The 26,430-nt window shown below is 39.8% G+C and carries 24 protein-coding genes and 1 other annotated feature; of the genes, 19 read left to right on the plus strand and 5 right to left on the minus strand.

Features of this window, described 5'->3' with window-relative positions; genetic code table 11:
• Positions 1-32 precede the first annotated feature (32 nt).
• Positions 33-1,295, minus strand: coding sequence for a multidrug efflux MFS transporter (locus IGK77_RS03305; protein ID WP_074800615.1), 1,263 nt, complete (start codon positions 1,293-1,295; stop codon positions 33-35).
• A 147-nt stretch (positions 1,296-1,442) separates the two neighbouring features.
• Between IGK77_RS03305 and IGK77_RS03310 the strand changes: the two genes are divergently transcribed.
• The 3 genes from IGK77_RS03310 (at position 1,443) to IGK77_RS03320 (ending at position 4,519) form a co-directional block, all read left to right on the plus strand.
• The gene (locus tag IGK77_RS03310; RefSeq protein WP_074800618.1) at positions 1,443-2,009 is read left to right on the plus strand and encodes a TetR/AcrR family transcriptional regulator; all 567 of its coding nucleotides are present in this window, start codon (positions 1,443-1,445) and stop codon (positions 2,007-2,009) included.
• A 124-nt stretch (positions 2,010-2,133) separates the two neighbouring features.
• Positions 2,134-2,511 (plus strand): DUF1033 family protein, encoded by a 378-nt coding sequence (locus IGK77_RS03315; RefSeq protein ID WP_074800622.1) that lies wholly within the window; start codon positions 2,134-2,136, stop codon positions 2,509-2,511.
• The gene (locus IGK77_RS03320; protein ID WP_074800625.1) at positions 2,444-4,519 is read left to right on the plus strand and encodes a DNA topoisomerase III; all 2,076 of its coding nucleotides are present in this window, start codon (positions 2,444-2,446) and stop codon (positions 4,517-4,519) included. The genes IGK77_RS03315 and IGK77_RS03320 overlap by 68 nt, the downstream gene beginning before the upstream one ends.
• A 1-nt stretch (position 4,520) precedes the next feature.
• Here the strand turns inward: IGK77_RS03320 and IGK77_RS03325 are convergent, their stop codons facing one another.
• Positions 4,521-5,006: a prolyl-tRNA synthetase associated domain-containing protein gene (locus IGK77_RS03325; protein ID WP_074800628.1), complete on the minus strand. Its 486-nt coding sequence runs from the start codon at positions 5,004-5,006 to the stop codon at positions 4,521-4,523.
• Between the two features lie 92 nt (positions 5,007-5,098).
• Positions 5,099-5,329 (plus strand) — a binding site (T-box leader).
• A gap of 91 nt (positions 5,330-5,420) precedes the next feature.
• Between IGK77_RS03325 and IGK77_RS03330 the strand changes: the two genes are divergently transcribed.
• The 10 genes from IGK77_RS03330 (at position 5,421) to IGK77_RS03375 (ending at position 17,000) form a co-directional block, all read left to right on the plus strand.
• Entirely contained in the window at positions 5,421-6,062 is a 642-nt protein-coding gene (locus tag IGK77_RS03330) for an amino acid ABC transporter permease (protein ID WP_071866648.1), read from the plus strand.
• Between the two features lie 20 nt (positions 6,063-6,082).
• Positions 6,083-6,718, plus strand: a complete 636-nt coding sequence (locus IGK77_RS03335) for an amino acid ABC transporter ATP-binding protein (RefSeq protein WP_010736165.1) — start codon at positions 6,083-6,085, stop codon at positions 6,716-6,718.
• Positions 6,719-6,736: 18 nt separating this feature from the next.
• Positions 6,737-7,549, plus strand: a complete 813-nt coding sequence (locus tag IGK77_RS03340; RefSeq protein ID WP_074800632.1) for an amino acid ABC transporter substrate-binding protein — start codon at positions 6,737-6,739, stop codon at positions 7,547-7,549.
• 205 nt (positions 7,550-7,754) lie between these two features.
• Complete coding sequence (locus tag IGK77_RS03345) at positions 7,755-9,197, plus strand: glycoside hydrolase family 1 protein (RefSeq protein ID WP_065096128.1); 1,443 nt, start codon at positions 7,755-7,757, stop codon at positions 9,195-9,197.
• 174 nt (positions 9,198-9,371) lie between these two features.
• Complete coding sequence (locus tag IGK77_RS03350; RefSeq protein WP_074800635.1) at positions 9,372-11,810, plus strand: DNA translocase FtsK; 2,439 nt, start codon at positions 9,372-9,374, stop codon at positions 11,808-11,810.
• 527 nt (positions 11,811-12,337) lie between these two features.
• Positions 12,338-12,748 (plus strand): ribonuclease G, encoded by a 411-nt coding sequence (locus tag IGK77_RS03355; RefSeq protein ID WP_086335207.1) that lies wholly within the window; start codon positions 12,338-12,340, stop codon positions 12,746-12,748.
• Between the two features lie 15 nt (positions 12,749-12,763).
• The gene (locus IGK77_RS03360) at positions 12,764-13,177 is read left to right on the plus strand and encodes a hypothetical protein (RefSeq protein WP_074800641.1); all 414 of its coding nucleotides are present in this window, start codon (positions 12,764-12,766) and stop codon (positions 13,175-13,177) included.
• 120 nt (positions 13,178-13,297) lie between these two features.
• On the plus strand, positions 13,298-14,371 hold the full coding sequence (gene rlmN / locus IGK77_RS03365; RefSeq protein WP_010736158.1) for a 23S rRNA (adenine(2503)-C(2))-methyltransferase RlmN: 1,074 nt from the start codon (positions 13,298-13,300) through the stop codon (positions 14,369-14,371).
• Positions 14,372-14,456: 85 nt separating this feature from the next.
• Positions 14,457-14,999: an aminoglycoside N-acetyltransferase AAC(6')-Ii gene (gene aac(6') / locus IGK77_RS03370; protein ID WP_071866643.1), complete on the plus strand. Its 543-nt coding sequence runs from the start codon at positions 14,457-14,459 to the stop codon at positions 14,997-14,999.
• A 333-nt stretch (positions 15,000-15,332) separates the two neighbouring features.
• Complete coding sequence (locus IGK77_RS03375) at positions 15,333-17,000, plus strand: peptide ABC transporter substrate-binding protein (RefSeq protein WP_010736156.1); 1,668 nt, start codon at positions 15,333-15,335, stop codon at positions 16,998-17,000.
• Between the two features lie 92 nt (positions 17,001-17,092).
• Here IGK77_RS03375 and IGK77_RS03380 read toward each other — a convergent pair whose 3' ends face one another.
• Entirely contained in the window at positions 17,093-17,437 is a 345-nt protein-coding gene (locus IGK77_RS03380) for a DUF3899 domain-containing protein (RefSeq protein WP_071866642.1), read from the minus strand.
• A gap of 80 nt (positions 17,438-17,517) precedes the next feature.
• Here IGK77_RS03380 and opp3b point away from each other — a divergent pair, with 80 nt between their 5' ends.
• Genes opp3b through IGK77_RS03405 form a run of 5 tightly spaced genes read left to right on the plus strand, consistent with a single transcriptional unit; the run spans position 17,518 to position 22,539 of the window.
• Positions 17,518-18,459 carry an oligopeptide ABC transporter permease gene (gene opp3b / locus IGK77_RS03385; protein ID WP_019722500.1) on the plus strand — a complete coding sequence of 314 codons (942 nt, stop codon included), beginning with the start codon at positions 17,518-17,520 and terminating at the stop codon, positions 18,457-18,459.
• On the plus strand, positions 18,460-19,503 hold the full coding sequence (locus IGK77_RS03390) for an ABC transporter permease (RefSeq protein WP_019722499.1): 1,044 nt from the start codon (positions 18,460-18,462) through the stop codon (positions 19,501-19,503).
• A 5-nt stretch (positions 19,504-19,508) separates the two neighbouring features.
• Positions 19,509-20,591 (plus strand): ABC transporter ATP-binding protein, encoded by a 1,083-nt coding sequence (locus IGK77_RS03395; protein WP_019722498.1) that lies wholly within the window; start codon positions 19,509-19,511, stop codon positions 20,589-20,591.
• Complete coding sequence (locus IGK77_RS03400) at positions 20,566-21,519, plus strand: ABC transporter ATP-binding protein (protein WP_074800646.1); 954 nt, start codon at positions 20,566-20,568, stop codon at positions 21,517-21,519. Before IGK77_RS03395 ends, IGK77_RS03400 begins: the two co-directional genes overlap by 26 nt.
• A gap of 12 nt (positions 21,520-21,531) precedes the next feature.
• A complete protein-coding gene (locus tag IGK77_RS03405; protein ID WP_074800649.1) occupies positions 21,532-22,539 on the plus strand; it encodes an RNA-guided endonuclease TnpB family protein in 1,008 nt (335 codons plus the stop codon).
• Between the two features lie 142 nt (positions 22,540-22,681).
• On the opposite strand, the gene IGK77_RS03410 is transcribed toward IGK77_RS03405, so the two are convergent.
• Both IGK77_RS03410 and IGK77_RS03415 read right to left on the minus strand, forming a co-directional pair.
• Entirely contained in the window at positions 22,682-23,503 is an 822-nt protein-coding gene (locus IGK77_RS03410) for an NUDIX domain-containing protein (RefSeq protein WP_074800652.1), read from the minus strand.
• A 91-nt stretch (positions 23,504-23,594) separates the two neighbouring features.
• The gene (locus tag IGK77_RS03415; RefSeq protein ID WP_010736143.1) at positions 23,595-23,873 is read right to left on the minus strand and encodes a hypothetical protein; all 279 of its coding nucleotides are present in this window, start codon (positions 23,871-23,873) and stop codon (positions 23,595-23,597) included.
• Positions 23,874-24,150: 277 nt separating this feature from the next.
• Here IGK77_RS03415 and metG point away from each other — a divergent pair, with 277 nt between their 5' ends.
• Positions 24,151-26,160 carry a methionine--tRNA ligase gene (gene metG, locus IGK77_RS03420; RefSeq protein WP_010736142.1) on the plus strand — a complete coding sequence of 670 codons (2,010 nt, stop codon included), beginning with the start codon at positions 24,151-24,153 and terminating at the stop codon, positions 26,158-26,160.
• The last annotated feature ends 270 nt before the right edge of the window (positions 26,161-26,430 follow it).

Genomic DNA, 26,430 nt, shown 5'->3' on the forward strand with positions numbered 1-26,430 from the left:
AGGATTTTTTTACGAATCCTGTGGCTTTTTTGCTATTTATTGACGAAAGCATGACCATTGCTTGTTTCTTCCTGTTTATGGATCTCCTTCGTATTATGGCGAACCAGCACAAAGTTTGCAAGTACCAGTAAGGAGGTGGATAAAAAGACACCACGATAACCGAAGATACTTGAAACGCTTGAACCAATCAATGGGCCAACGACATTTCCGGTGGCTTGGAAGGATTGGTTGTAACTAAAGATTCTTCCGGCAGCTTGTGGGGGAGAGTATTTAGTGATCAATGCTTGGACCGCAGGAAGGAGGCAAGCGTCTGAGATCCCGATCAAAAATCGTAGTCCTGCAAGTTGCCATACATTCGTTACGAAAGCCATTGGGATGTAGACGATCAAAGCGAAGCCTAATCCGATGGCTAAGATTCGTTCACTTCCGATCCTATCGCCTAAGCGTCCGAAACGAGGAGCGGCTATCAGGGTGGCTATGCCGGGAATAGAAGCAATGATCCCGCTGATTAACGTGACGTTGCCGTGTCCATGTAACAATTGACGGATATATAAACTAATGATTGGACTGATCGAATTGTTTGATGCTTGGATGATCATTGTCGTAATGAACATACCGATGACGACATGTGGGTATTTCAGGTCACGGAAAATTTGTTTAGCAGAAACCAACTCGCTTTTTTCTACGGGAATAAATTGTTCATGGACAAAAAATAAACTAAGTAAGAAAACGAAGAACAAAATTGTCCCAGTAATAAAGAAGGTAGGGCGATACCCAAAAGCAGAAGCAGAAAGTCCACCGAGTAAAGGACCGAGCAATGTTCCGGTCACAGAGCCAGTCGCCAAAGTGCCAAGTACTTGTCCACTTTTTTCTCTTGGAGTACCAGTGGCGACTAAAGCTGTAGCGTTACTGATATAGCCGGAAAAAATCCCCTGCAACAGACGTAATGCGACTAATTGATACACGCTGGTTACTAGACCCATCAAGGAAATCACTACCGCCATCCCTAGAGAAGCGCGCAACAGCATCAACTTTCGGCCTTTTTGATCGGCAAGTCGTCCCCACCATGGAGAAATCAAGGTAGTAACAAGGAATGTAGAGGAGAAGGTCAAGCCACTCCAAAAGTTCAATTGTGACGTACTGTAATTTCCTAACGTATCTATGTAAAGCGACATAAAAGGCATCACTAGACTAAACCCAATCCCTGCCATAAATGTACCAAACCACAAAACAACTAGGTTTTTCTCCCAAGTTTCTCTTTTTCTGAATACTGCCTCTTTTACTCTTGACACCACAATTAAAGCCTTCTTTCTGAAAATTTTCATCTACAATCATTTATTATAAACTACAACGTGTAGTTTATCAACAACAAGTCTTTTTTCTCTTCGCCTTTCATGGTAAACTTAAAGGGATTGAGTTTATTCCATAAGAGGGGAAATCAAATGAAAAAACGAACGCTGTCACAAGAGAAAATCATCGACTGCTTTCGAGAATTGGCAGAAGAGATGACTGTACAGCAAATCACTTTCCAACATTTAGCTAAGGCATTGAATATCAAATCACCGTCGCTTTATAACCACTTCAAAAATATTCGGGAAGTGAAAACGGCATTGACTGCGAAACTTTTAACGGAGCTGAATGATCAATTACGCCGAGTGTTAGTTGGGAAAAGTAAGGGAGAAGCGATCCAAGCGTACGCGCAAACCTATCAGTCATTTGCATTTGAAAATCAGGCAGTCTATGAACTGCTGATCAGTGTACCGCATACAAACGAAGAGATTTTGTTAGAAGGAATACATGAAACGAACCAAATCATTTTGCAAATATTTGACGCTTTTTCTTTATCGAAAGAAGAAAAAGTTCACCGAAGTCGAGAACTGCGAAGCATGATCCATGGGTACCTTTCGTTACGTTTTTTAGGGTACTTTACCAATGAACCGGATGTTTCTCCAGAAGAAAGTTATGTCTGGATGATCGATGACTTTATCGCGACTTTACCAATTAAATAATATCTCTAATTTAAATTAATTTTCTGAACATTCATAAAATGCCCCTTTTAAGCAAAATTTCTTGCAACTTTTTGGGAAAGTGACTAATATGTTTTTAAGATGACCTGAGAAAAGGAGCGCATGTATGTATCAAGTAATTACAATGTTCGGTGACAATGAACCTTGGTGGTTCTTTGAAGATTGGCAAGAAGATATTCAAATGGAGGAAACTTTCTCCTCTTTTGAAGAGGCACAACAGAACTATGAAGAAAAATGGCTAGCCATTAAAAACAATTATGAGTATATCCATGCCAAAAATAATTTTCTTAGCGCTTTTTGGAATGATGGCGATGAGCGCTGGTGTGAAGAATGTGATGATGATTTACAGCAATACAAAGGACTTGCTTTGCTGAAAGATTATCAACCGATCACTTTGGAAAGCAGAAAGGATTTTTATGAAACAACTAATTCTAGCGGAAAAGCCAAGCGTTGCGAAAGACCTAAGCAAGGTGCTTGGTGCTAATCAAAAACACAAAAACTATTACGAAGGACCCAAGGTGATCGTGACTTGGGCCCTTGGTCATTTATTAGGTCTAAAGATGCCAGAAGATCTGAATAAGGAATGGCAAAGCTGGCAGATGGAAACCTTGCCGATGATCCCTAAAAAACTAGGGATCAAACCATTACCAAAAACTGGTCATCAATTGAAAGCCATCAAGCAATTGGCTAGTCGTAAAGATGTTTCAGAAGCAGTGATCGCGACAGATGCCGGACGTGAAGGAGAACTCGTTGCACGTTGGATCTTGGAATATGTTCACTTCAATAAGCCGGTGAAACGTTTGTGGATCTCCTCTCAAACGGACAAAGCGATCAAGACAGGTTTCAGCCAATTGAAACCAGCTAAAAGCTATGATGCGCTTTATGAGTCTGCTTTGGCTAGGGCAAAAGCAGATTGGTTGGTCGGATTGAATGTGACACGTGCGCTGACAGTAAAATATCAAGACAATTTATCAGCGGGTCGGGTACAAACACCAACCTTAGCTTTAGTGCGTAATCAGGAAAAGAAAATCGAATCATTCCGACCACAAACGTATTTTACGATTTCATTGACAGTCGGCAATGAACAAGCAAAAATGGTCCAAAAAAACCAATTTGCTTTGAAATCCCATGAAGAAGCCCAAGCGTTTGTTAAAACCCTTAGTCAGAGTAAGGGAACAGTAGTCAACATTGAAGAAAAAACAAAGACAGAAAAAGCTCCTCTGCCTTATGATCTAACGGAGATCCAACGAGAAGCCAACCAACGTTATGGCTATTCTGCAAAGAAAACGTTGGGTCTTGTCCAAAGTTTATATGAAACGCACAAGATCGTCACGTATCCACGAACAGATAGTAAATATTTGACGAATGATATGAAAAGTACGATGAAAGAAAGACTTCAAGCCATCAGCGATTTTGCACCAGAAGTGAAAACTTATTTGAAAAATGGTGCAGTGGTTCGTCAAACAAGTGTCTTCCAAGATAATAAAGTAACAGATCACCATGCCTTGTTGCCGACGGAAAATCGTCCACGCTATGAAAAATTAAGCAACGAAGAACAAAAAATCTATCAAATGATCGTGACACGTTTCTTAGGCTTGTTTGCAGAACCATATAAAATCAGTCAAACGAAAATCACTGTCGTATTTGGTAACGAACAATTTGTTTTCCGCCAAAATCGGGTGTTGGAAGCTGGCTGGAAAACGTCTGCGGAAAGTCATGTGGATTCGTTTGACTGGAAAAAGGACATGCGCATCCAACCTGATTTTACGATCAAAAAAGAATTGTCAGCACCGCCGAAACCTTTGACGGAAGCAAGTCTTTTAGGCCTAATGGAAAAACACAGTTTAGGCACACCCGCGACTCGTGCGGAGATCATTGAAAAGTTGATCAAATCCGAATTAATGGAACGGACACCGCAAGGCTTACAAGTCTCACCGAAGGGCAAGCAGTTGTTAGAACTGGTCAATCCATCGCTTGTGACACCAGATTTGACTGAAAGTTGGGAAAGAGATCTAGAAGCGATCGCGCTTGGAAAAAAACAAGCCAACGTCTTTTTACAATCCATCGAAAAAGAAACGAAGCGACTTGTTCAAGAAATCAAAACAAGTAAGCAAGAATACCAAGACTTTTCGATTACCCAAAAGAAATGTCCGGATTGTGGCTCGAATCTTCGTGAGAAGAACACAAAAGATGGCAAAATCTATGTGTGTACGAATCAAGATTGTAGCTATCGTCGTCGGAAAGATCCGAAAGTCTCTAACCATCGTTGCCCACAATGTCACCGAAAAATGGAGATCATTGAAGGCAAGAATGGGGCTTACTTCCGTTGTAAATTTGACGGGACGACAGAGAAAATGCTAGGGAAAAAAGAGCAGAAGAAAAAAATGACAAAACATGAAGAACGTCGTTTGATGAAGAAATATTCTCAAGCAGAAGAACCGGAAGAAAGCCCATTAGCAGCAGCCTTAAAAGCTGCGATGAAGGATAATTAAGTTACAAGACTTCATACCTTGGCAGATGATCCACATGAGCGAGTAGTCGTTCAAAATCTGCAAAGGGAAATATGATGGTGCTGGTGTTGCTATTTGGATGAAAGCCGACGGTATCTTTGCGATCGATCGAGGAGTCAATTACTACTTGGATCTCGTTTTCTAAATCGTTGACTAAGGCAAATGGATTGACGGTGCCTGGCGGAACATGCAACAACTGTTTGACTTGTTCTTCTGACACAAACGATAATCGTTTTTCATTCAACTGTTCTGCCAATAATTTCAAGTCGGCTTGTTTTTCATCAGGTAAGACGACAAAATAAATTTGTTTGCCTTTCTTTGATTTGACCAAAAGATTTTTGACTTGTGGACCTGGTAAAGTAAAAGATAGATTTTTGACAGAAGTAATGGCTGGATGATTCACTTCTTGGTAATTGATTGCCAATAGATCAAGCAATTCATAGGCCTCTTGTTTCGTGGCATGACACATAAAAAACAATCCTCCATTCATTTTTTATTTATTTTAGCACAAAAAAGATTGACAAATAAAAATGAATCAGGTAAATTACTCATTAAGTTAAATAAAAGACATCGAAAAGAAGAGTAGCAATTAAGTGTTTGAAGAGAGTCTCTGGTTGGTGAGAAGAGGCAATAACTGATTGTGAAACACATCTTGGAGTCGATTTTCTGAACAGCCAGTAAGAAAATCCGGGAAGCCCGTTATAGCTGCGGTCGTTGTTAGACGACCAGATAAGGTTAGTTTTGCGAGAAACTAATAAAAAAAGGTGGAACCACGTATTTTGCGTCCTTTGGTCTTCGGATCAAAGGACTTTTTTTGTTTTTCATGTGGTTGGAAGGGACAGCTAACAATGTACCCCTTTAAAGAAAAGAGGAGGAAAAGAAAATGAATGATTTATTAGAAGTGATGCCACAGTTGTTAGTAGGGGCGCTGACAACCTTGAAATTATTTGCCTTTACCTTGATTGGTTCTTTGCCATTAGGCATTATTTTAGCCTTAGGGTTGTCGTTACATTTTAAACCGATCCGTTATTTCCTACAAACGTATGTCTGGATCATGCGAGGAACACCGCTATTATTACAATTGATTTTCGTGTTCTACGGCTTGCCAACGATCGGGATCGTGTTTGATCGCTTCGAAGCTGCTTTGATCGCATTCATTTTAAATTATGCTGCCTATTTTGCTGAGATTTTCCGCGGTGGTATCCAGTCGATCCCTAAAGGGCAGTATGAAGCAGCTCAAGTCTTACAGTTGAGTCCTTTCCAAACAGTGACAAGAATCATTATTCCGCAAGTAACAAAAATCGTGTTACCTTCTGTCGGCAATGAAGTCATCAATCTAGTGAAAGATTCTTCGTTGATCTACATCTTAGGTTTAGGTGATGTGATGCGAGCTGGTAAGATCGCGATGGAGAGAGATGCAAGTTTACTTCCATTGCTTGGCGTGGCACTGATCTATCTCGCACTAACAGGAGTGCTGACGATCGTGTTGAAGCAAATTGAAGAAAAATTAAATTATTACCGCTAAGAAACGAGGAGGGAACAGCGATGATTGAATTAAAAAAGATTAGTAAATCATTTGGTGACAAACAAGTGATCAAAGATTTTGATTTAGTAATACCGGAAGGACAAACATTAGCGATCGGCGGACCGTCAGGAGGCGGTAAAACAACGATGTTACGGATTTTAGCCGGTTTAGAAAAAGCTGACAGTGGTGAGTTTTACCTAGATGGCACGAAATTTGACCCTTTTGAATTGAAAACAGAAGAACAAGTGGTAGGCGTCGTGTTTCAAGATTTCCAGCTTTTCCCACACTTGAGTATTTTTGACAATATTACTTTAGCGCCTAAAATGGTGTTGAAACAAAGTAAAGAAGAATACACGAAAAAGGCGGAGGAATTAGCGGACTCATTAGGGATTCGTGATTTATTAGGAAATTATCCTTATCAATTATCTGGAGGACAAAAACAACGTGTGGCCATTGCTCGTGCCTTAGCGATGAACCCACGAGTGTTAGCTTATGATGAACCGACAAGTGCATTAGATCCGGAGTTACGCCAACAAGTAGAGAAGTTGATTCTTTCATTAAAAGAAGAAGGCGTGACCCAAATCATCGTGACCCACGATTTAGTCTTTGCTGAAAACGTTGGGGATCAATTGATCAAAGTTATGCCAAGTAAGTAGGAAAGCGGTGGGGAGAAAATGAAAAAATTCAGCTTTTTGATTTTATCTTTGATTGGTTTTTTCTTTTTAACTGGCTGCACGAATGAGCGGACAGCGACAGAAAGCTGGTCAAGAATCAATCAAGAAAAAAAGATTATCGTAGGGCTAGACGATAGCTTTGTACCAATGGGTTTTCGTGATAAGGATGGCAAACTGACAGGATTTGATATTGAGTTAGCGAAAGCTGTCTTTGATGAATATGGCATTACTGTTGAGTTCCAACCAATTGACTGGTCAATGAAGGAATTCGAATTAAACAACGGAACAATTGATCTGATCTGGAACGGGTATTCAAAAACGCCAGAACGTGAAGAAAAAGTCTTGTTTACAAAACCATATATGAAAAATGATCAAGTGTTGATCACACCAAAAACTTCTGGCATTACAAGCTTTGAACAAATGCAAGACAAAATCTTAGGTGCACAAAACGGTTCTTCTGGTTATGATATGTTTGTCAGACATCCAGAAATACTCAAAGACTATGTGAAAAATCAAGATGCAGTTTTGTACGCCAGCTTTAATGAAGCATTGATCGATTTGAAAAGTGGCCGTACAGATGGTGTGTTGATCGACAAAGTCTATGCCGAGTATTTTTTGAACATACGAGACGAATTAGATAATTTCAATGTGATCAAAGGGGACTTTGATGGAGAAGATTTTGCTGTCGGTGCGCGAAAAAATGACGAAATACTTGTGGAAAAAGTCAATGATGGCATAGCCGAATTGGTTGAAAACGGAAAATTTAAAAAGATCTCAGAGAAGTGGTTTGGTGAAGATGTCACACCAGAATAGGTGACAGGATGACAGGAAGGATCGAATCATAGGGGAAGTCAGAATAGTGGAACAGCATCTGCTGCTCCACTATTTTTGTTTGTTTTTGACTTATTTTTAAAATGACTAGACTTTTGTTTGTAAATGTCAAAAATCTACTTGGTAATGAAAAGGGTTTCGTGTTATTCTAAAGAGGTAAAGATTGAACTAGGAAAGGAAGATGTTCATGGAACACCAAAAATTAACAGCATTTCCTGATGATTTTCTTTGGGGATCTGCTTCAGCTGCCTATCAAGTAGAAGGTGCATGGCAAGAAGGCGGAAAAGGTGAGTCCGTTTGGGATCGCTTTGTTCGTATTCCAGGTAAGACATTTAAAGGAACAAATGGCGACTTAGCTGTTGATCATTATCATCGTTATAAAGAAGATATTGCCTTAATGAAAGAACAAGGTTTGAAAACGTATCGCTTCTCTGTGGCTTGGACACGTATTTTTCCAAATGGCCGCGGCGAGATCAATCAAGAAGGCTTAGCTTTCTATATGGATTTGATCGATGAATTGATCAAACACGACATTGAACCAATGTTGACATTGTATCATTGGGATCTGCCACAAGCGTTGCAAGATGAATACCAAGGGTGGGAATCTCGTCAGATCATCGAAGATTTTACGAACTATGCAAAAACCTTATTCGAAGCATTTCGTGGCAAAGTCCACTATTGGGTGAGTTTGAACGAGCAAAATATTTTCACTTCACTCGGTTATTTATTAGCGGTACATCCTCCAGGAGTGACTGATCCAAAACGAATGTATCAAGTGAACCATATTGCCAACTTAGCTAATGCAGCAGTGATCAATGCATTCCATGAAATGGATATGCCTGGGAAAATCGGACCAAGTTTTGCGTATACGCCAAACTATCCGATCGACAGTGATCCAAAGAACATTTTGGCTGCTGAAAATGCGGAAGATTTGATGGCACATTATTGGATGGATGTTTATATGTGGGGCAAATATCCAATCGCTGCGATGAAATTCTTGGAAGAACAAGGGTGGGCGCCAACGATCGAAGAAGGTGATGAGGAGCTATTAGCCTCTGCGAAACCTGACTTTTTAGGCATCAACTACTACCAAACAGCAACGAACGCCTTTAATCCATTAGATGGTGTCGGCGCTGGTAAGATGAATACTACAGGTAAAAAAGGCTCATCAGAAGAAACCGGCGTGCCTGGCATGTACAAAAAAGTAGAAAACCCATTTGTCGAACGTACAAATTGGGATTGGGAAATCGATCCAGAAGGTTTACGTATTGCTTTGCGACGAATCACGAGTCGCTATCGTATCCCTGTGTTGATCACGGAAAATGGTTTAGGTGAATATGACAAATTGACAGAGGATAAAAAGATCCACGATGACTACCGTATCAACTACTTGGAGAGTCATGTCAAAGCCATCAAAGAAGCTATTTCAGATGGTGCAGAAGTCTTGGGCTATTGCACATGGTCATACACAGATTTGCTGAGCTGGTTAAATGGCTACCAAAAGCGCTATGGCTTCGTTTATGTAGATCAGGATGAAACACAAGAAGGGTCACTTGATCGCTACAAAAAAGATAGCTATTACTGGTACCAACAAGTGATTCGTGAGAATGGCGCAAATATAGGTGAGTAGAGGGTATCTTTTGTCCATTCCCTCAATAAAAAGATGAATAATGGAAGAAGAAGAGAGGACTTTAGTCCTGCTCTTCTTTTTTATCATGAAAGAAAATCAGCAATCGAGCAAACAAAACTTTTGTTCGCTTGCTTTTTTTTGTATAATGGAACTTGATGAAAAGAGGGATAAATCATGGCAAAGAAAAAACGTCCTGCTAAAAAGAAAAGAAAAACAAAAAAACAGAAACAGCAGCAGGAGCAAATGATTGCGATCGGTGTTGGCTTTGCTTTTATACTATTTGCCGTCTTTGGCTTTTTGAAATTAGGCTTTTTAGGCATTTTAGTGGCGAATGGCTTTCGCATAGTCGCTGGAAATACGTATCAGATCCTCTGTGTATTATTAGCAGTTTTAGGATTTTGGATCATGGTCAAAAATAGAGAATTCACGATGGGTAAGAGTCGTCGTTGGCTGGGAGTCGGTCTGTTTTATTTAGGTATCTTACTCTTTTTACATGCCAATCTTTTTGGAAAATTGGACAGCGGAGAACCCAATATCATTGGAACGACTTGGGATCTACTATCGGCAGATATTCGTCAAAGCCAAATCACCACGAATGTCGGTGGCGGTATGTTAGGCGCATTTATTTATAATCTGACATTCTTTTTGATTGCTCAACCGGGAAGTTATTTCGTAGCTGTTTTATTGATTCTTGGCGGAGCAGTATTATTTAGTAATGTTGAGAGTCATCAATTATTGAATGCCTTACAAGTCATGGGAGATAGATTCCAAGAACTGTTAGAAGGCGACCCAGAAAAACAGGCACGTAAACAAGCTGCGAAAGAAGAGCGGCAAAAGCAACGAGCAGAAGCGAAGGAAGCGAAACGTCTTGCTGCGAAAGAAGCAGCCGAAGCTGAAGCTGCGGAAATGGAACAAAAGCGAGCCACTCGTCAAAAGAATCAAGTCCAAAAGGAAACTTCTCCTATTTATGAAGAAAGTGAACCTGAACAATTGAGTTTTGTGCCGATTGACAGTTTCCAAGGAAATGTCCAACCTCCTGTTATGGAACCTCCTAAACAGGATGAAATGACCCAAGCACAAGAGTCGTCCGAAGATGAGTTATTTGAAGATGATGGCACTGCATTAGAATTTGAGATCGAAGCAGAAGAAGAAAATCAAGCATACGAACTACCTTCAATCGATTTATTAGACTCTGCGCAAACCGTGGATCAAAGTGATGAGTACAAGAAAATCGAAAAGAACATTGGCGTGTTAGAACAAACTTTCCAAAGTTTTGGTGTCGATGCGAAAGTCGTCAAAGCGAGTTTAGGACCATCTGTGACGAAGTTTGAGATCCAACCAGCTGTTGGAGTAAAAGTAAGTAAAATCGTTAGTTTAACGGATGATATTGCCTTAGCTTTAGCCGCAAAAGATGTTCGTATGGAAGCACCGATCCCTGGGAAATCATTGATCGGGATCGAAGTGCCGAACAGCAAGATCAGTATGGTTTCGTTTAGAGAGATCATCGAAGCCCAACCGGATCATCCAGACAAGCTATTGGAAGTCCCTCTAGGACGAGATGTTTCGGGTCGTGTCCAAACGGCTGATCTATCGAAAATGCCTCACTTGCTGGTTGCTGGTTCGACTGGTAGTGGGAAGTCTGTAGCCATAAATGGGATCATTACAAGTATTTTGATGCGAGCAAAACCTCATGAAGTCAAACTAATGATGATCGACCCGAAAATGGTTGAGTTGAATATGTATAATGGTATTCCGCATTTATTGACGCCAGTTGTGACCAATCCTAGAAAAGCAGCACAAGCGTTGCAAAAAGTCGTTCAGGAAATGGAAGAACGTTATGAGAAGTTTGCTGCAACTGGTGTGAGAAATATCTCTGGGTACAATGAATTTGTCCAACAAAAAAATCTGGAAAATGGAACCAAACATCCGACCTTACCATTTATCGTCGTCATTGTTGATGAATTGGCGGATCTAATGATGGTTGCAAGCAACGAAGTCGAAGATGCAATCATCCGTTTAGCGCAAATGGCTCGTGCCGCAGGTATCCATATGATCTTAGCGACACAACGCCCAAGTGTGGATGTTATCACCGGGATCATCAAAGCCAATGTGCCTTCACGAATTGCGTTTGCTGTTTCCAGCGGAACAGACTCACGAACGATCATTGATTCTAATGGGGCGGAAAAGCTCTTAGGACGAGGGGACATGCTCTTCTTACCAATGGGTGAGAACAAACCGATCCGTGTTCAAGGCGCCTTCATTTCAGACCATGAAGTGGAACGTGTGGTTAACTTTGTCACCGATCAACAAGAAGCCAATTACGAAGAAAAAATGATGCCAACGGATGAAGTTGAATCAGCTGGTTCAGCTGAACAACCTCAAGATGAACTATTTGAAGAGGCAAAAGCATTAGTTATCGAAATGCAAACCGCTAGTATTTCTCTGTTGCAACGTCGTTTTAGAATCGGCTACAATCGGGCAGCTCGTTTAGTCGATGAATTAGAGGCCCACGGCGTCGTAGGCCCTTCAGAAGGCAGTAAGCCTCGAAAAGTTTTTATTGAGCAAGTGGAAGAGTCAATGGAGCAACCATTATCTGAAAATCAGGAAATATAAAATGAAAGCAAGAAATCTGTTCTTATCGAATGGATTTTTTGCTTTTATTTTGCGTTTAGTCCAAAAAAATATCTTTCATGGAAAAAAACAGGCAGTAACAAAACGATTTTTATAAAATTATTCATGTTAAAAAAATGATAAGCTTAAAGTCACAATAGTTTTTTAGATGAAAGGAGATTCACTGAATGAACGATGAGAAAACCAAAAAGGTTGAACAAGTATCAAATGAAGCTTCCCAAAAAATGACGAACGAACAATTGACAGAAACAATGAATGAAGTGCCCGAAAAACCTGTCAATGCGCTACAGGAAGAACCAATCAGCGAACCGAACGAAGAACCAATCAGCGAACCGAACGAAGAACCAGTGAAAGAACTAGTCGAAGAACCAATCAGCGAGCCGAACGAAGAACCAGTGAAAGAACTAGTCGAAGAACCAATCGAAGAACCGATCAAAGAACCGATCAAAGAACCAATACAATCAACAAGCCAAACACAAAAAACAACGCTTGATGAACCCCAAGTCGGCTTGGCAAATTCTGAGTTTCAAAGGGGCAATCAGGAAGTACCGCAAGAAATCAAAAAATGGAACTGGGGAGCATTCTCTCTAAATATCATTTGGGGAATCGGGAACAAAACGTATCTTCCATTACTGTGTTTGATTCCACTATTTAATCTTGTTTGGGTGTTTATTTGCGGATTCAAAGGCAATGAGTGGGCATGGAGAGATGGAAACTATACGGATGTAGAAACATTCAAACAAGTCCAAAAAACTTGGAGTCGAGCTGGCATAGCGATGTTTATTATTCAAATTGTGATCATCCTTTTATATCTTGTTTTCGTCGTATTCATTCTTTCTAGCTTATGGTATATTCGTGATTCTTTTATCCGGGATTCTTATAACTATGATCCTTACATTTATGATGGTTATTACTACTAGAAAGGAGAAAACAATATGCATCAAAAAATGATCAAAACTATTTTTATATTGAATATCGTTCAAACAGTGATTTATCTTTTTGGTTTCTTTAACCGAGTAGCAGAGCAGTCAGGTCTGGTTCCTCTCGTCTATGTGACACGTCTATGGGGGAATTTTTATGGAATTATTTTTTGGTCGATCCTAAGTATGATTTGCGTGATCGGCTTCACTTTAACCTTATATTTATTGCTTTCAAAAGCAGTAGATTCTAAAAAAACAGTCGGGTTGATCATTTCTGCTATTGGTTATGGTTCCCCACTGCTATTCAGTTTTTTCTTGATCATTCCAGCAACCTTGTTGATTTTAGGGCTTATCTTTATTAAATGGATGATTTTAGATCCAGAAAAATCAGTAGAAGAATACGATGAGTTGCATGATACTCATGCATGACCTAAATAAGATTTAGTACAAGTTTTTAACGATTATTTAGTTTCTTTTGTGAACTATTGCATTAATATAGGGAATCAGTTATAGTATGTAGCGATACTTTGAAAAAAAGAGGGAATAATCGTGGAAAAACAATCCATTTATGGCTTAACAAATAAAGAATTGACTGCTTGGTTTTTAGAACATGGTGAAAAGAAATTCCGTGCATCACAAGTATGGGAATGGCTCTATCAAAAGCGCGTCACAAGCTTTGAAGAAATGACAAATCTTTCAAAAAGTTTAATTGAAAAACTATCAGAAAACTTTGAGATCAATCCATTGAAACAAGTGATCGTGCAAGAGGCAAGTGATGGGACAGTCAAATACTTGTTTGAGTTGCCAGATAAAAATATGATCGAAACGGTGTTGATGAGACAAGAATATGGCTTATCTGTGTGTGTAACTACACAAGTCGGATGTAACATTGGCTGTACTTTTTGTGCCAGTGGTTTATTAACGAAAAACCGAGACTTAACAGCCGGTGAGATCGTAGCGCAGATCATGATGGTCCAACATTACTTTGATGAACGTCAACTGGGGGAACGAGTATCCCATGTCGTGGTGATGGGGATCGGTGAACCGTTCGACAATTACGACAATGTGATGGATTTCTTGCATATCATCAATGATGCCAAAGGTTTAGCAATCGGTGCTCGTCACATCACGGTGTCAACCAGTGGGTTGGCAAACAAAATCAAAGAATTCGCTGAAAATGGATTACAAGTCAACTTAGCGATATCATTACATGCACCAAATAATGAAGTCCGTACGTCTATGATGCGTATCAATCGCCGTTTCCCAATTGAAAAATTGATGGAAGCAGTGGATGAGTACTTGGAGAAAACCAATCGCCGGATCACGTTTGAATACATCATGCTGAATCAAGTAAATGATCGTCCAGAACACGCGCAACAACTGGCTGATCTGTTGAAAGACAAGAAAAAATTAACTTATGTCAATTTGATTCCTTACAACCCAGTAAGTGAACATGATCAATATTCAAGAAGTCCAAAAGCGGATGTATTGAAATTTTATGATGTGTTGAAAAAGAACGGCATCAATTGTGTGATTCGCAAAGAGCATGGGACAGATATTGATGCAGCTTGTGGGCAATTGCGTAGCAAACAAATGAAAAAAGAAAAAACTGTAGCAAAATAAATATTCTTAAAGTTAAGTTTTCTTTCCTTCTCTTTTTCTCGTTTGGCTGATAGAATAGGCTGAAATTGGAATGGAGGGGAATAGGATGATCATCAGTGAATTTGATCGTAGAAATATCGGATTGAAGGATCAGTTAGCTGACCTTTTGCGTTTGACTTGGCCGAAGGATTACGGTGAACAACCAATGAAAGAAGTCGAGCAACTACTAGCGACGGATCGAATCGCCGTCTCAGCGGTTGAACAAGATCGTTTGGTTGGTTTTATCGGTGCGATTCCGCAGTATGGAATGACTGGTTGGGAAATTCACCCTCTAGTAGTAGAAACTTCTTATCGAAAGCAGTATATCGGTAGCCGCTTAGTTGATTATGTTGAGAAAGAAATCGCCTCTAAAGGTGGTGTGATGGTTTATTTAGGAACAGATGATACGGATGGAGACACAAGTCTTAGTCATACGGATCTTTTTGATCATCCGTTAGATAAACTGAAATCAATCGAAACCTTCAACAAGCATCCTTATACATTTTATGAAAAAATGGGCTATCAAGTCGTTGGAGCGATTCCTGATGCAAATGGGATCAATCAACCAGATATCATCCTGGCAAAACGACTTGGAGAAATAAACCAATGAATGAAGCACCAAAATGATTTTTTTTAAATCGAATAAAACATGCGAGCCTCCCCTAGTGTGGAGGCTCTTTTTTGTGGCAAAAACCGAACATTCATATCGAACGTTCCTATAACGACCATTTTTTTATGATTATTTTATTCGAAAGAGGATTAGATAAAAATCCTTGATTTATCTCATTTTTTCAGAAAAAAATAATAAAACGTTCATGGAAAAGTCATTATTTTTTAGAAAAAGCGAAAAAAACTGTTGCAATTTTAATAATTATTCATTAAACTCATAAACAACTCAGAAAATACTAATTATTCTGAAAATTTCGATAAAGGGGTACGGAAGATGAAAAAGAATTTAACTTTTGGTGTTGTGGCCTTATGTGGGCTTGTACTTGCTGGTTGTTATGGTGGCAGCAGTGCAGATACAAGTGGTAGTGGTTCTTCAAGCAGTGGATCAGCAGATGGAGGAGGCGTCTTCAACTTAGTAGTACCTCAAGAAATGCCGTCGGCCGACTTATCGGTTGCAACAGATACAATCAGTTTTACTGCACTAAATAATGTGTATGAAGGAATCTATCGTTTAGATGAAGATAGTAAACCTCAACCAGCCGGTGCGAGTGAATTGGCTGAAGTTAGTGAAGATGGATTGACTTATAAAGTCAAATTGCGTGAAGACGCAAAATGGTCAAATGGGGAGCCTGTCACAGCAGCTGATTATGTTTACGGTTGGCAACGTACGGTAGATCCAGCGACGGCATCAGAATATGCGTATCTTTTTGCACCAGTTGAAAATGCTGAAGCAATCACAGCAGGCGACAAAGACAAATCAGAATTAGGCATCAAAGCAGTTGGTGATTATGAATTGGAAATCAAATTAGCCAAACAAACACCATACTTCCAATACTTACTTGCTTTCCCTTCATTCTTCCCACAAAGTCAAGCAGTGGTTGAAGAACATGGAGATGCGTACGCATCATCAAGTGACAACGCAGTATACAATGGACCATTTACTTTAGCTGATTTTGATGGACCAGGTACTGATACTGAATGGACGTACAAGAAAAACGAAGAGTACTGGGATAAAGATGCAGTTAAATTATCAGAAATCAAAGTCAGTGTCGTAAAAGAATCTTCTACTGCATTGAATCTATTCAAAGATGGACAAGCAGATGATGTCATCTTATCAGGCGAGTTAGCACAACAAAATGCGAATGATCCAGCTTATACGTCAGTCAAAGAAGCACGTACAAGTTATATCGAGTTCAATCAAAGAGAAGATGATTCACCATTCAAAAATGTGAACTTAAGAAAAGCCATTTCTTATTCAATCAATCGTGAAGCATTAGTGAAACAAGTTATGGGTGATGGTTCAGTTGTTTCAACAGGTTTGATTCCTGCAGACATGACTAAGAACCCTGAAACAAATGAAGATTTCGCAGCAGAAGCCGGCGAATTAGTATCATATGATCAAGACAAAGCAAAAGAATATTGGGAAAAAGCGAAGAGTGAATTAGGAATCGACTCATTAGAATTTGAATTGATGGCATCAGATGATGACTCAACGAAAAAAGTGATCGAATATATCCAAAACTCTATCCAAGAAAACCTTGACGGTGTGAAAGTAAAACCTACACCAGTACCATTCTCAGTTCGTTTGGATCGTTCATCATCTGGTGATTTTGATACAGTATTAGGTGGTTGGGGCGCAGACTATGCTGACCCAAGTAGCTTTACTGACTTATTTGTAACAGGCAATTCATACAACCGTGGTCAATGGTCAAATGCAGACTATGACAAAGCCGTTGAAGCATCTGCTTCTAAAGATGCAGGTGACGAACAAGCGCGTTGGGCTGACTTACAAGAAGCGAATAAAATCATCGCTGAAGATATGGGTGTCGCACCAGTTTATCAAAAAGCTGAAGGTCATTTAGTTAATCCAAAAGTCAAAGGTATCGTTCATCATGCTGCTGGCGCATCATGGGATTACAAATGGACATATATTGAAGAATAATCTGTCCTAAAAAGAAAAAAGAGCGTCTGGGATGTTTGACAAATCCCAGACCTCTCAATTTTCTGATCCTAGTTATTCTTTTGGCCGTTCATTTAGACAAGTGAGATGAGCGCAAAGACAATCGAAAACACAAGCAAAATTCCAGCGATGATCAGCCAAAAGGTATACATACCGTAGCTGACCGAAGATAGGGAAGTAAATTCTGGTTTTTCCTTCCGGTTTCTTGTTCGTGCTAAGTGAAACGAACGTTGAAAGTGATCAAAGAAACCTGAGGAGAACACCCATAAAAATCCGCCGATAATCAAAAACGGCAACGCACATAAAAATAAATCATTGGATAATTGAAGAAGGGTCAACTGATCAGTCAAAACATTTTTAAGTAACACGAGGACGATCACTAAACCGGCAAACAAATAAGGACGATATTTTTTTTTCATTATTTTGCTCCTTTATCATTGGTTCATTAAATAATGTAGCGAAACATTGATCAGAAGTCAAAAGCTAGGGGGAAACATTCGTGAATAGTTATATAAAATATGTATTAAAACGCGTCTTCTTTATGGTGATCACACTATGGTTGATTGCAACCATCACATTCTTTTTGATGCAATTATTGCCTGGTACACCTTACACAAACCAGGAACGTTTAAGTCCTGAAACAATTGAGATGTTGAACAAACAAGTTGGTTTGGATAAACCAGTCATCGTTCAATATGGGATCTATCTTTCTAATTTGATCCAAGGAGATTTTGGTATCTCTTTCCAATTCAAAAACCAACCAGTTGCTAACTTATTAGCAGGACGAGTAGGACCTTCATTACAGCTTGGTCTACAAGCAATCATTTTCGGAACTTTCTTTGGAACGATCCTAGGAACAATCTCAGCAATGAAACAAAATACATGGGTCGATACGTCTTCTACATTAGTCGCGATCTTAGGACGTTCTATCCCTAACTTTGTTTTTGCTGTATTGTTACAATACATTTTTGCCATCCAATTTCGTGTATTGCCGATCGCAAAATGGGATGGGTTCATGTATACGATCTTACCAACGATTGCACTAGCCATGTCGCCATTAGCCGACTCTGCCAGATTCATCCGAACAGAAATGGTCGAAGTCTTGCATAGTGATTATGTCGAATTGGCTCGAGCAAAAGGCTTGAGTCGTTGGGAAATTGCCTTTAAACATGGTCTACGTAATAGTTTGATCCCGTTGATGACCTTGTTAGGCCCATTAGCAGTGGCTTTGATGACCGGTTCATTAGTTGTTGAAAATATCTTTGCTATTCCGGGGATCGGTGAGCAATTCGTTAAGTCGATCACAACAAATGACTATCCAACGATCATGGCTGTTACGATCTTGTATTCATTTATGTTAATCTTAGTTATTTTAGTCGTGGATCTATTGTACGGACTAGTTGATCCGAGAATCCGAGTTTCTGAAGGGAGTCGAAGCTAGATGGAACTGATACCAAAACGCTACGAAACAATTGCAGAAATTCCTGCAGATGAATTTTTACCGTTACAAAAAAACACAGAAGAAGAACGTGAAAAAATCGAAGCTCCTTCACTGAATTTTATCCAGGATTCTTGGCGTCGATTGAAGAAAAACAAAGCGGCAGTTATTTCCATGGGATTATTGATTGTGATCATCTTTATCTCGATCATCACGATTTTCGTTTCACCCCATGATCCAACCGCTCAAAATGTCGATTACATCAACTTACCACCACGTATTCCTGGTATCAATATCGACGGACTAAACGGAAAAGCAATGGTTGCTGGTGAGTTAGTCGATAAATATGCGCAAGCCAATGTTCCTGCAGATGTGAACTACTTTTTAGGAACAGATGGTCTAGGTCGTGATGTGTTAAGTCGTTTGTTCATGGGAACACGTATCTCTCTACTGATTGCCTTCATCGCTGCGTTACTAGATGTAACGATCGGTGTTGCCTATGGTTTGATCTCTGGTTTATTAGGTGGTCGTGTGGACAATGCGATGCAACGTTTCTTAGAGGTCTTATCTGGTATTCCTAACTTAGTCGTGATGATTTTGATGTTGGTCGTCTTTGAACCAGGGATCTTCTCGATCGTGGCAGCGATGGCGATCACGAACTGGATTCCGATGGCTCGGATCGTCAGGGCGCAAACATTGAAATTAAAAGACCAAGAGTATGTGTTAGCAGGAATGACATTAGGTGAATCCAAATGGAAGATCGCCTTCAAGCATATCTTGCCAAACATTTCGAGTGTGATCATCATCCAAATGATGTTCAGTATCCCATCAGCGATTTTCTTCGAAGCTTTCTTAAGTTTCATCGGCCTAGGCTTGACACCACCTTCTGCTTCATTGGGAACGATGTTGAGTGATGGATACAAAACATTCTTATACTTGCCGTACCTATTATGGATTCCGGCAGCAACTTTATCGGTGATCATGATTGGTTTCAACTTATTAGCAGATGGCTTACGTGATGCCTTTGATCCTAAAATGAAAGAGTGAGTACGATGACGAAAATTCTTGAAGTAAAGAACTTACAAATCTCCTTTGATACCTATGCTGGAAAAGTCCAAGCAATCCGAGGCGTCGATTTTCATTTGAACAAAGGTGAAACATTGGCAATCGTTGGCGAATCCGGTAGTGGAAAATCTGTAACGACTAGAAGTATCATGCGTTTACTGTCAAGTAACGCATCGATTGATTCTGGTGAGATCTTATTCAAAGGACAAAACATTGTTGATAAAACAGAAAAAGAAATGCAAAAGATTCGTGGGAAAGAAATTGCGATGATCTTCCAAGATCCGATGACTTCATTAGATCCAACGATGACGATTGGTAAACAAGTAGCAGAATCTTTACGTAAGCATAATAAAGTATCGAAAAAAGAGGGGCAAAAAGCCGCTTTAGAATTATTGAATCTTGTAGGGATCCCGGAGGCTGAGAAACGCATCCATAGCTATCCTCATCAATTTTCAGGGGGACAACGGCAACGGATCGTGATCGCGATCGCGTTGATATGTTACCCAGAAATCTTGATTGCAGATGAACCAACGACAGCCTTAGATGTGACGATCCAAGCACAGATTTTAGAGTTGTTGAAAAAAATCCAATCAAAAATCGACACGTCGATCATTTTTATCACCCATGATCTTGGTGTCGTAGCGAATGTTGCTGATCGAGTAGCAGTGATGTACGGTGGAAAAATCATTGAAGTGGGGACATCTGAAGAGATTTTTTACAATCCACAGCATCCGTATACATGGGGCTTACTTGGCTCTATGCCTACATTGGAAAGTGGCAATGACCGCTTATATGCAATCCCAGGTTCTCCACCGGATTTATTGAATCCGCCAAAAGGAGATGCCTTCTATCCACGAAATGAATTTGCATTGAAAATCGATGCGGAACAAGCACCACCGTTTTTCGAACTATCACCAACACACCAAGCAGCTACTTGGCTATTAGCCCCACAAGCGCCAAAAGTGACACCGCCAGAAGAGATTCAACGGCGCTGGGCGATTTTTCAAGAAAAGCAAAAAGCACATGGCCAAGGGGGATTGAACAATGAACAAAAAACTGCTCGAGGTTAAAGGCTTAAAACAGTATTTTAATGTAGGAAAGAAAAATGAAGTCCATGCGGTGAATGATATCAGTTTTCACATCTATGAAGGAGAAACATTCGGCTTAGTTGGCGAATCTGGTAGTGGAAAGTCAACCACAGGTCGGACGATCATCCGTTTGAATGAACCAACGGGTGGCGAGATTTTATTTGATGGACAAGATGTGACGAAATTAAAAGGCAAACAAGCCATGACAAAGTTTCGTCATGAAGTCCAAATGATTTTCCAAGATCCATATGCTTCATTAAATCCAAGAATGAAAGTACGAGATATCATTGCAGAAGGAATCGATGTCAATGGACTAGCTAAATCACCCGAAGAACGTGCAGAAAAAGTCAACGAGTTACTAAAAACAGTTGGCTTAAATCCCAGCCATGGCACACGCTATCCTCATGAATTTTCAGGGGGACAACGCCAACGGATCGGGATTGCACGAGCATTAGCAGTCAATCCGAAGTTTATCATTTGTGATGAACCAATCTCTGCTTTAGACGTATCGATCCAAGCCCAAGTGGTCAATCTTTTACAAGATTTACAAAAAGAGCAAGGATTGACTTACTTGTTTATCGCGCACGATCTATCCATGGTGAAACATATCAGTGACCGTATTGGTGTGATGCACAATGGCTTGTTGCTTGAGATGGGAACCAGTGAAGAAATCTATAATCATGGAGTGCATCCTTATACGGAAAGCTTACTATCAGCGATCCCATTGCCTGACCCTGATCATGAACGCCAACGTCGCCGGATCAAGTATCAACCTGAACCAGACGATGGACAAATCCGTACGTTACGCGAAATTTCTCCTGAACATTTTGTATATGCAACAGAACAAGAAGTTGCTTATTATGCGAAAAAATTAAAACGGCAGAAAGAAGCCTTGCTAGTCGCAAACTAGGGGGAGAAGCCGATGCTAAAAGCCTTTAAATTTCGAATCTATCCCACTGATTCACAAAAACAGTGGTTGATCCAAACATTTGGTTGTGTGCGTTTCACTTACAATCATTTATTAAAAGCCAGACAGGCGTATTATTTAGAAACACAAGAGATCGATTATACGCTGACACCAGCTTCTTTAAAAAAGCAATATCCGTTTTTAAAGGAAGTCGATAGTTTAGCCTTAGCGAATGCCCAATTAAACTTGGATCGTGCATTTCGTAATTATTTTAAAGGACGCGCAAGCTTCCCCAAACTAAAAAATAAAAAAAGTATTTGGCAGTCGTATACGACGAATAATCAAAAAGGAACAATCTATTTAGAAGAAACATACCTCAAATTGCCAAAGCTAAAAGAGAAAATTCGCATCCATGCACATCGTCCGATTGAAGGAACGATTCGTTCAGCAACGATCTCATCTCGATACAACGAGATCTTTTATGTCTCCTTGCTCTGTGAAGTTCCCCAAAAGACGATGAAAGCGTCAAATAAATGGATCGGGATAGCCTATGATCCAGATCGTCTAGTGGAGATGTCCACACCGCTTGACATCACGATCCCTAAATTCAAACAAGTGGATCAACAGCTCCTGCGGGCAAAGAGAAAGCTTGTGATCAAAGGACGATCAGCACAGCATCGACGAACACACGTTGAAAGAGTAAAAAATTATCAAAAGCAAAAAAGGAAAATCAAAGACCTTTATTTAAAACAAAAATTTCAACGAGAAGACTATTTGGAACAAATTTCAGGAACGGTGATCCGTCATTATGATTATTTGTTTGTCGAATCGATTTCAGCAGATTGTCCGGAAGGTGATTTTTCTATCCAAGACTGGCACAAGCTATTAGCAAAGCTCCAATATAAATCGCAATGGTATAGCAAAAAGTTAGTATTGATCGATATGAAAGAACAAACAAATCCTTCCACAAACAAAAAGAGTCTGGAATTAGTTGAAATCGGGAAGCAAGTCCTTTTTGAATAAAAAAACTGGTAGGGGCGCCAGGGTTCGCCTTGCTAATAAAAAACATCTATTGTTTTTGTTTCTAGGAATTTCTTTCAGAGAAGCTCACTAATTATGACAAACCAAAAAAGAGGAGAAGAGCATTCATGCCCTTCACCTCTTTTTATTCTGTATGTCCAGGTTTTAATTGATAGATCTTTGAGGGACGTCCGATACCGACAGGGCGTTCACCGATTTCATCGAAGTATTGTAACATGGCTTTTTTGAAATTGGAATGATCGATCATTTTAAAATCGATCCCTAAGAATTTAGCGAATACTTTGCGTGCTTCAGTGATCGTGAAGTCTTTTCCTAGAACTTGAAGCACTTGCGGTTCATGTTCCATTTTATTGACGACACGGTTGAAGGCTTTGACAATGATCTCGCTATGGTCAAAGGCTAATGTGTCTTTGCCAGAAGACTCGCTCGTCGTCAAGTCCAGAGTGATTGCTACATCCCCACTCGATAGATGCAGTTTGTTTGCATTGCGTTCAAGTGAAAACCACTGCACTTCTTTGGCATCATCTCCAGCGATCAAAGGTTCTTCACCGATAAAGGCGAGATAGCTGACTGTCACGACCCAGCCACGAGGATCACGATTCGGTGTACTGAAGGTATGCAGTTGTTCAATGTTTTCTTCGGATATGATGACGCCTGTTTCTTCTTTTGTTTCTCGCAAGACGCTGGCACCTGTGGATTCGTTTTTTTGGACGAATCCTCCGGGAAGTGCCCAAGAATTTCGGTAAGGATGGCTTTTACGTTGGATAAGTAAAACTTTTAATTGATCTTCTTCTTTGTTGTAGCAGAGTAAAACGATATCGACTGTCAAGGAAGGTTTTTCATATTCAGGACGTTCTTGGTCTTGGTACCAAGATAAGAAATCAGTTTCAGAGGCCTTTTGTTCATAATATGTTTTTTCTTCTTCTTTTGAATGAAAATGTTCCACTTTCTCACCTCCTGTGATGTTAAGGTACTTTTTACTTTATTGTAGCAGAATCTCCCTGAAAACCAAAGATTTCTAGACAAATAAATCGAACTCAGAGTTGAAAAAGGAACGGTAAGAGTAGATTAAATAGGAAGAAAAGCAAATAAAAAGGGAGAAGCTTCTGTTTTTCTTCTCGAATCGCGAAAAAGCCACAGAGGACGATATACCCTGCTAGGATCACTCGAAGGATCAAAGTGAGCAAAAGAAACGTATTTAATTGTCCATGCAAATTGAAATAACCATACAGATGTAAATAGTAAAAACTAAATAATAAATGGATGAGAGAAAGTAAAGCAATGCTGATAATCATTCGTTTGTGTTTTTTTGTCATTAGTCTCAAAACCTTTTCTTATATGATATTGCTTATTATAGCATGTTTGTAAAGTAAAAATGAGAGAGTAGATGATCCTGAAGAAAAAGGAGTGAGAGTGTGGGTAGAGAATGAAGTGGATCATCACGATAACGTAGGTTCTTTATAAATGTTTTCTTGAAGGGAAAGGACATCTTTACATTTCGGGAGTTATCAAAAAAAGCTAACAGCGTATTCATTTTATGGTATACTAGCAAGGAAACGAATTCGCACCATGCGATAAAGGAGGAAGTACCCCATGGCAGAAAAGGAAACTTTTTATATCACTACGCCCATCTATTATCCAAGTGGCAAACTGCACATTGGCAATTCTTATACAACGATTGCATGTGATGCTGTTGCACGTTATAAACGTTTGATGGGCTTTGATGTGTTTTATCTAACTGGGGTAGATGAACACGGACAGAAAATCGAGAAAAAAGCAGAAGAATTAGGCGTAGAGCCACAGGAATATGTAGACAAAATGGCTGCAGATGTCAAAAAACTGTGGAAAACATTAGATATCAGCTACGATAAATTCATTCGCACAACTGATGATTATCATAAAGCAGCAGTTCAAAAAATCTTTGATCGTTTGCTTGAACAAGGCGATATTTACTTAGGTGAATATGAAGGTTGGTATTCTGTCTCAGATGAGGAATTCTTTACAGAAACTCAACTTGCAGAAGTATACAAAGATGAAGACGGCAAAGTGATCGGTGGGAAAGCGCCAAGTGGTCATGAAGTCGAGCTAGTCAAGGAAGAGTCTTATTTCTTCCGTATGAGTAAGTATGCAGATCGCTTGTTGGAATACTACGAAGAACACCCAGAGTTTATCCAACCTGAATCACGTAAAAATGAGATGATCAATAACTTCATCAAACCTGGTTTAGAAGATCTAGCAGTTTCACGGACGACGTTCAGCTGGGGAATCAATGTCAAAAATGATCCGAAACATGTAGTGTATGTCTGGATCGATGCGTTGTCGAACTACATCACCGCACTAGGTTACGGTTCAGAGGACGATCAATTATTCCAGAAATATTGGCCTGCAGATGTCCATATGGTTGGAAAAGAAATCGTTCGGTTCCATACGATCTATTGGCCGATCATGTTGATGGCATTAGATATCCCATTGCCGAAGAAAGTCTTTGGACATGGCTGGTTATTGATGAAAGACGGCAAGATGTCTAAATCGAAAGGTAATGTCGTTTATCCAGAAATGCTTGTTGAACGCTATGGCTTAGATGCTTTGCGTTATTACTTATTGCGTGCAGTACCATTTGGTTCAGATGGCGTATTTACACCAGAAGACTTTGTGTCACGTGTGAACTACGATTTGGCGAACGACTTAGGGAATCTCTTGAATCGAACGATTGCAATGATCAATAAATATTGTGATGGCATGGTTCCTGACTATGCGTCATTAGTGACACCGTTTGACAGTGAGCTATCAACAACTGCTGCGAATGTGGTAGGTCGTTATCATGATGCAATGGAAAAAATGGAATTCAACACTGCATTAGCTGAAATCTGGGTATTGATTTCTCGTGCCAACAAATATATCGATGAAACAGAACCTTGGGTCTTAGCAAAAGACGAAGAGAAGAAAAAAGAGTTAGAGAGCGTGATGATCCACTTAGCTGAATCGCTACGTATCACTGCGATCCTCTTGCAACCGATCATGACAGAAACACCAACTAAAATCTTCAATCAATTAGGGTTGGATGCCGAGACGATGAACCTTGAAGGATTACACTTCGGTGAATTCCCATCTGGGACAAAAGTCGTTGCAAAAGGTACACCGATTTTCCCACGCCTAGAGCTGGAAGAAGAAATTGCGTATATCCAAGCAAAAATGTCAGAAGGTACTCAAACAAATGAGGACTCTGTCAAATGGGACCCAGAAGAAACAGAGCTTGTTTCGACCAAAGAAAAACAAATCAAGTTCGATGTATTTGAAAAAGTCGAATTAAAAGTAGCAGAAGTCATCAATTGCCAAAAAGTCGAAGGGGCAGATAAATTATTGCAATTCCGTCTAGATGCAGGAGATGACCAAGACCGTCAAATCTTGTCTGGTATTGCCGAATTTTATCCTGATCCAAGTGAATTGATCGGCAAAAAATTAGTGATCGTTGCTAACTTGAAACCACGCAAAATGCGCGGGCTGATCAGTCAAGGAATGATCCTTTCAGCAGAAGCAGCTGATGGTTCACTACAAGTGATCGAAGCACCAAAAGGTATGCCAAACGGTTCTGAAGTTGGCTAATCAATGACTGTAAGAACTATTCTAAGCAAATAAGCTTAGAATAGTTCTTTTTTGATAGGCTTACTTTTCGTGGATCTATAAAAATAAAACTAACGAGGTTGTGCGAACACCGTTTATTTGTTTTTAGGGGGTACGAAAGGACGAATCTCCTCGGCTTTTTTATAACTTTGATTGAGTGACAAATTTTTTGGAACTGCAGTATTAAACCATTCATTCATGTTACAATAAGAAAGAAAAGTGAGTAAGTAAACGATCCAAGCCGAATGAGCA

Origin of the sequence: Enterococcus sp. DIV0806c (assembly GCF_051710905.1) — a bacterium.
Taxonomy (GTDB): Bacteria; Bacillota; Bacilli; order Lactobacillales; family Enterococcaceae; genus Enterococcus_B; species Enterococcus_B mundtii.

Coding starts and splice junctions, on each gene's coding strand:
- IGK77_RS03415 (WP_010736143.1), bottom strand. CDS start 23,873: ATGACAAAAAAACACAAACGAATGATTATCAGCATTGCTTTACTTTCT.
- IGK77_RS03325 (WP_074800628.1), bottom strand. CDS start 5,006: ATGTGTCATGCCACGAAACAAGAGGCCTATGAATTGCTTGATCTATTG.
- IGK77_RS03400 (WP_074800646.1), top strand. CDS start 20,566: ATGAACAAAAAACTGCTCGAGGTTAAAGGCTTAAAACAGTATTTTAAT.
- IGK77_RS03375 (WP_010736156.1), top strand. CDS start 15,333: ATGAAAAAGAATTTAACTTTTGGTGTTGTGGCCTTATGTGGGCTTGTA.
- IGK77_RS03315 (WP_074800622.1), top strand. CDS start 2,134: ATGTATCAAGTAATTACAATGTTCGGTGACAATGAACCTTGGTGGTTC.
- IGK77_RS03320 (WP_074800625.1), top strand. CDS start 2,444: ATGAAACAACTAATTCTAGCGGAAAAGCCAAGCGTTGCGAAAGACCTA.
- IGK77_RS03395 (WP_019722498.1), top strand. CDS start 19,509: ATGACGAAAATTCTTGAAGTAAAGAACTTACAAATCTCCTTTGATACC.
- IGK77_RS03340 (WP_074800632.1), top strand. CDS start 6,737: ATGAAAAAATTCAGCTTTTTGATTTTATCTTTGATTGGTTTTTTCTTT.
- IGK77_RS03350 (WP_074800635.1), top strand. CDS start 9,372: ATGGCAAAGAAAAAACGTCCTGCTAAAAAGAAAAGAAAAACAAAAAAA.
- metG (WP_010736142.1), top strand. CDS start 24,151: ATGGCAGAAAAGGAAACTTTTTATATCACTACGCCCATCTATTATCCA.
- IGK77_RS03405 (WP_074800649.1), top strand. CDS start 21,532: ATGCTAAAAGCCTTTAAATTTCGAATCTATCCCACTGATTCACAAAAA.
- IGK77_RS03345 (WP_065096128.1), top strand. CDS start 7,755: ATGGAACACCAAAAATTAACAGCATTTCCTGATGATTTTCTTTGGGGA.
- IGK77_RS03360 (WP_074800641.1), top strand. CDS start 12,764: ATGCATCAAAAAATGATCAAAACTATTTTTATATTGAATATCGTTCAA.
- IGK77_RS03380 (WP_071866642.1), bottom strand. CDS start 17,437: ATGAAAAAAAAATATCGTCCTTATTTGTTTGCCGGTTTAGTGATCGTC.
- IGK77_RS03310 (WP_074800618.1), top strand. CDS start 1,443: ATGAAAAAACGAACGCTGTCACAAGAGAAAATCATCGACTGCTTTCGA.
- IGK77_RS03390 (WP_019722499.1), top strand. CDS start 18,460: ATGGAACTGATACCAAAACGCTACGAAACAATTGCAGAAATTCCTGCA.
- IGK77_RS03335 (WP_010736165.1), top strand. CDS start 6,083: ATGATTGAATTAAAAAAGATTAGTAAATCATTTGGTGACAAACAAGTG.
- IGK77_RS03330 (WP_071866648.1), top strand. CDS start 5,421: ATGAATGATTTATTAGAAGTGATGCCACAGTTGTTAGTAGGGGCGCTG.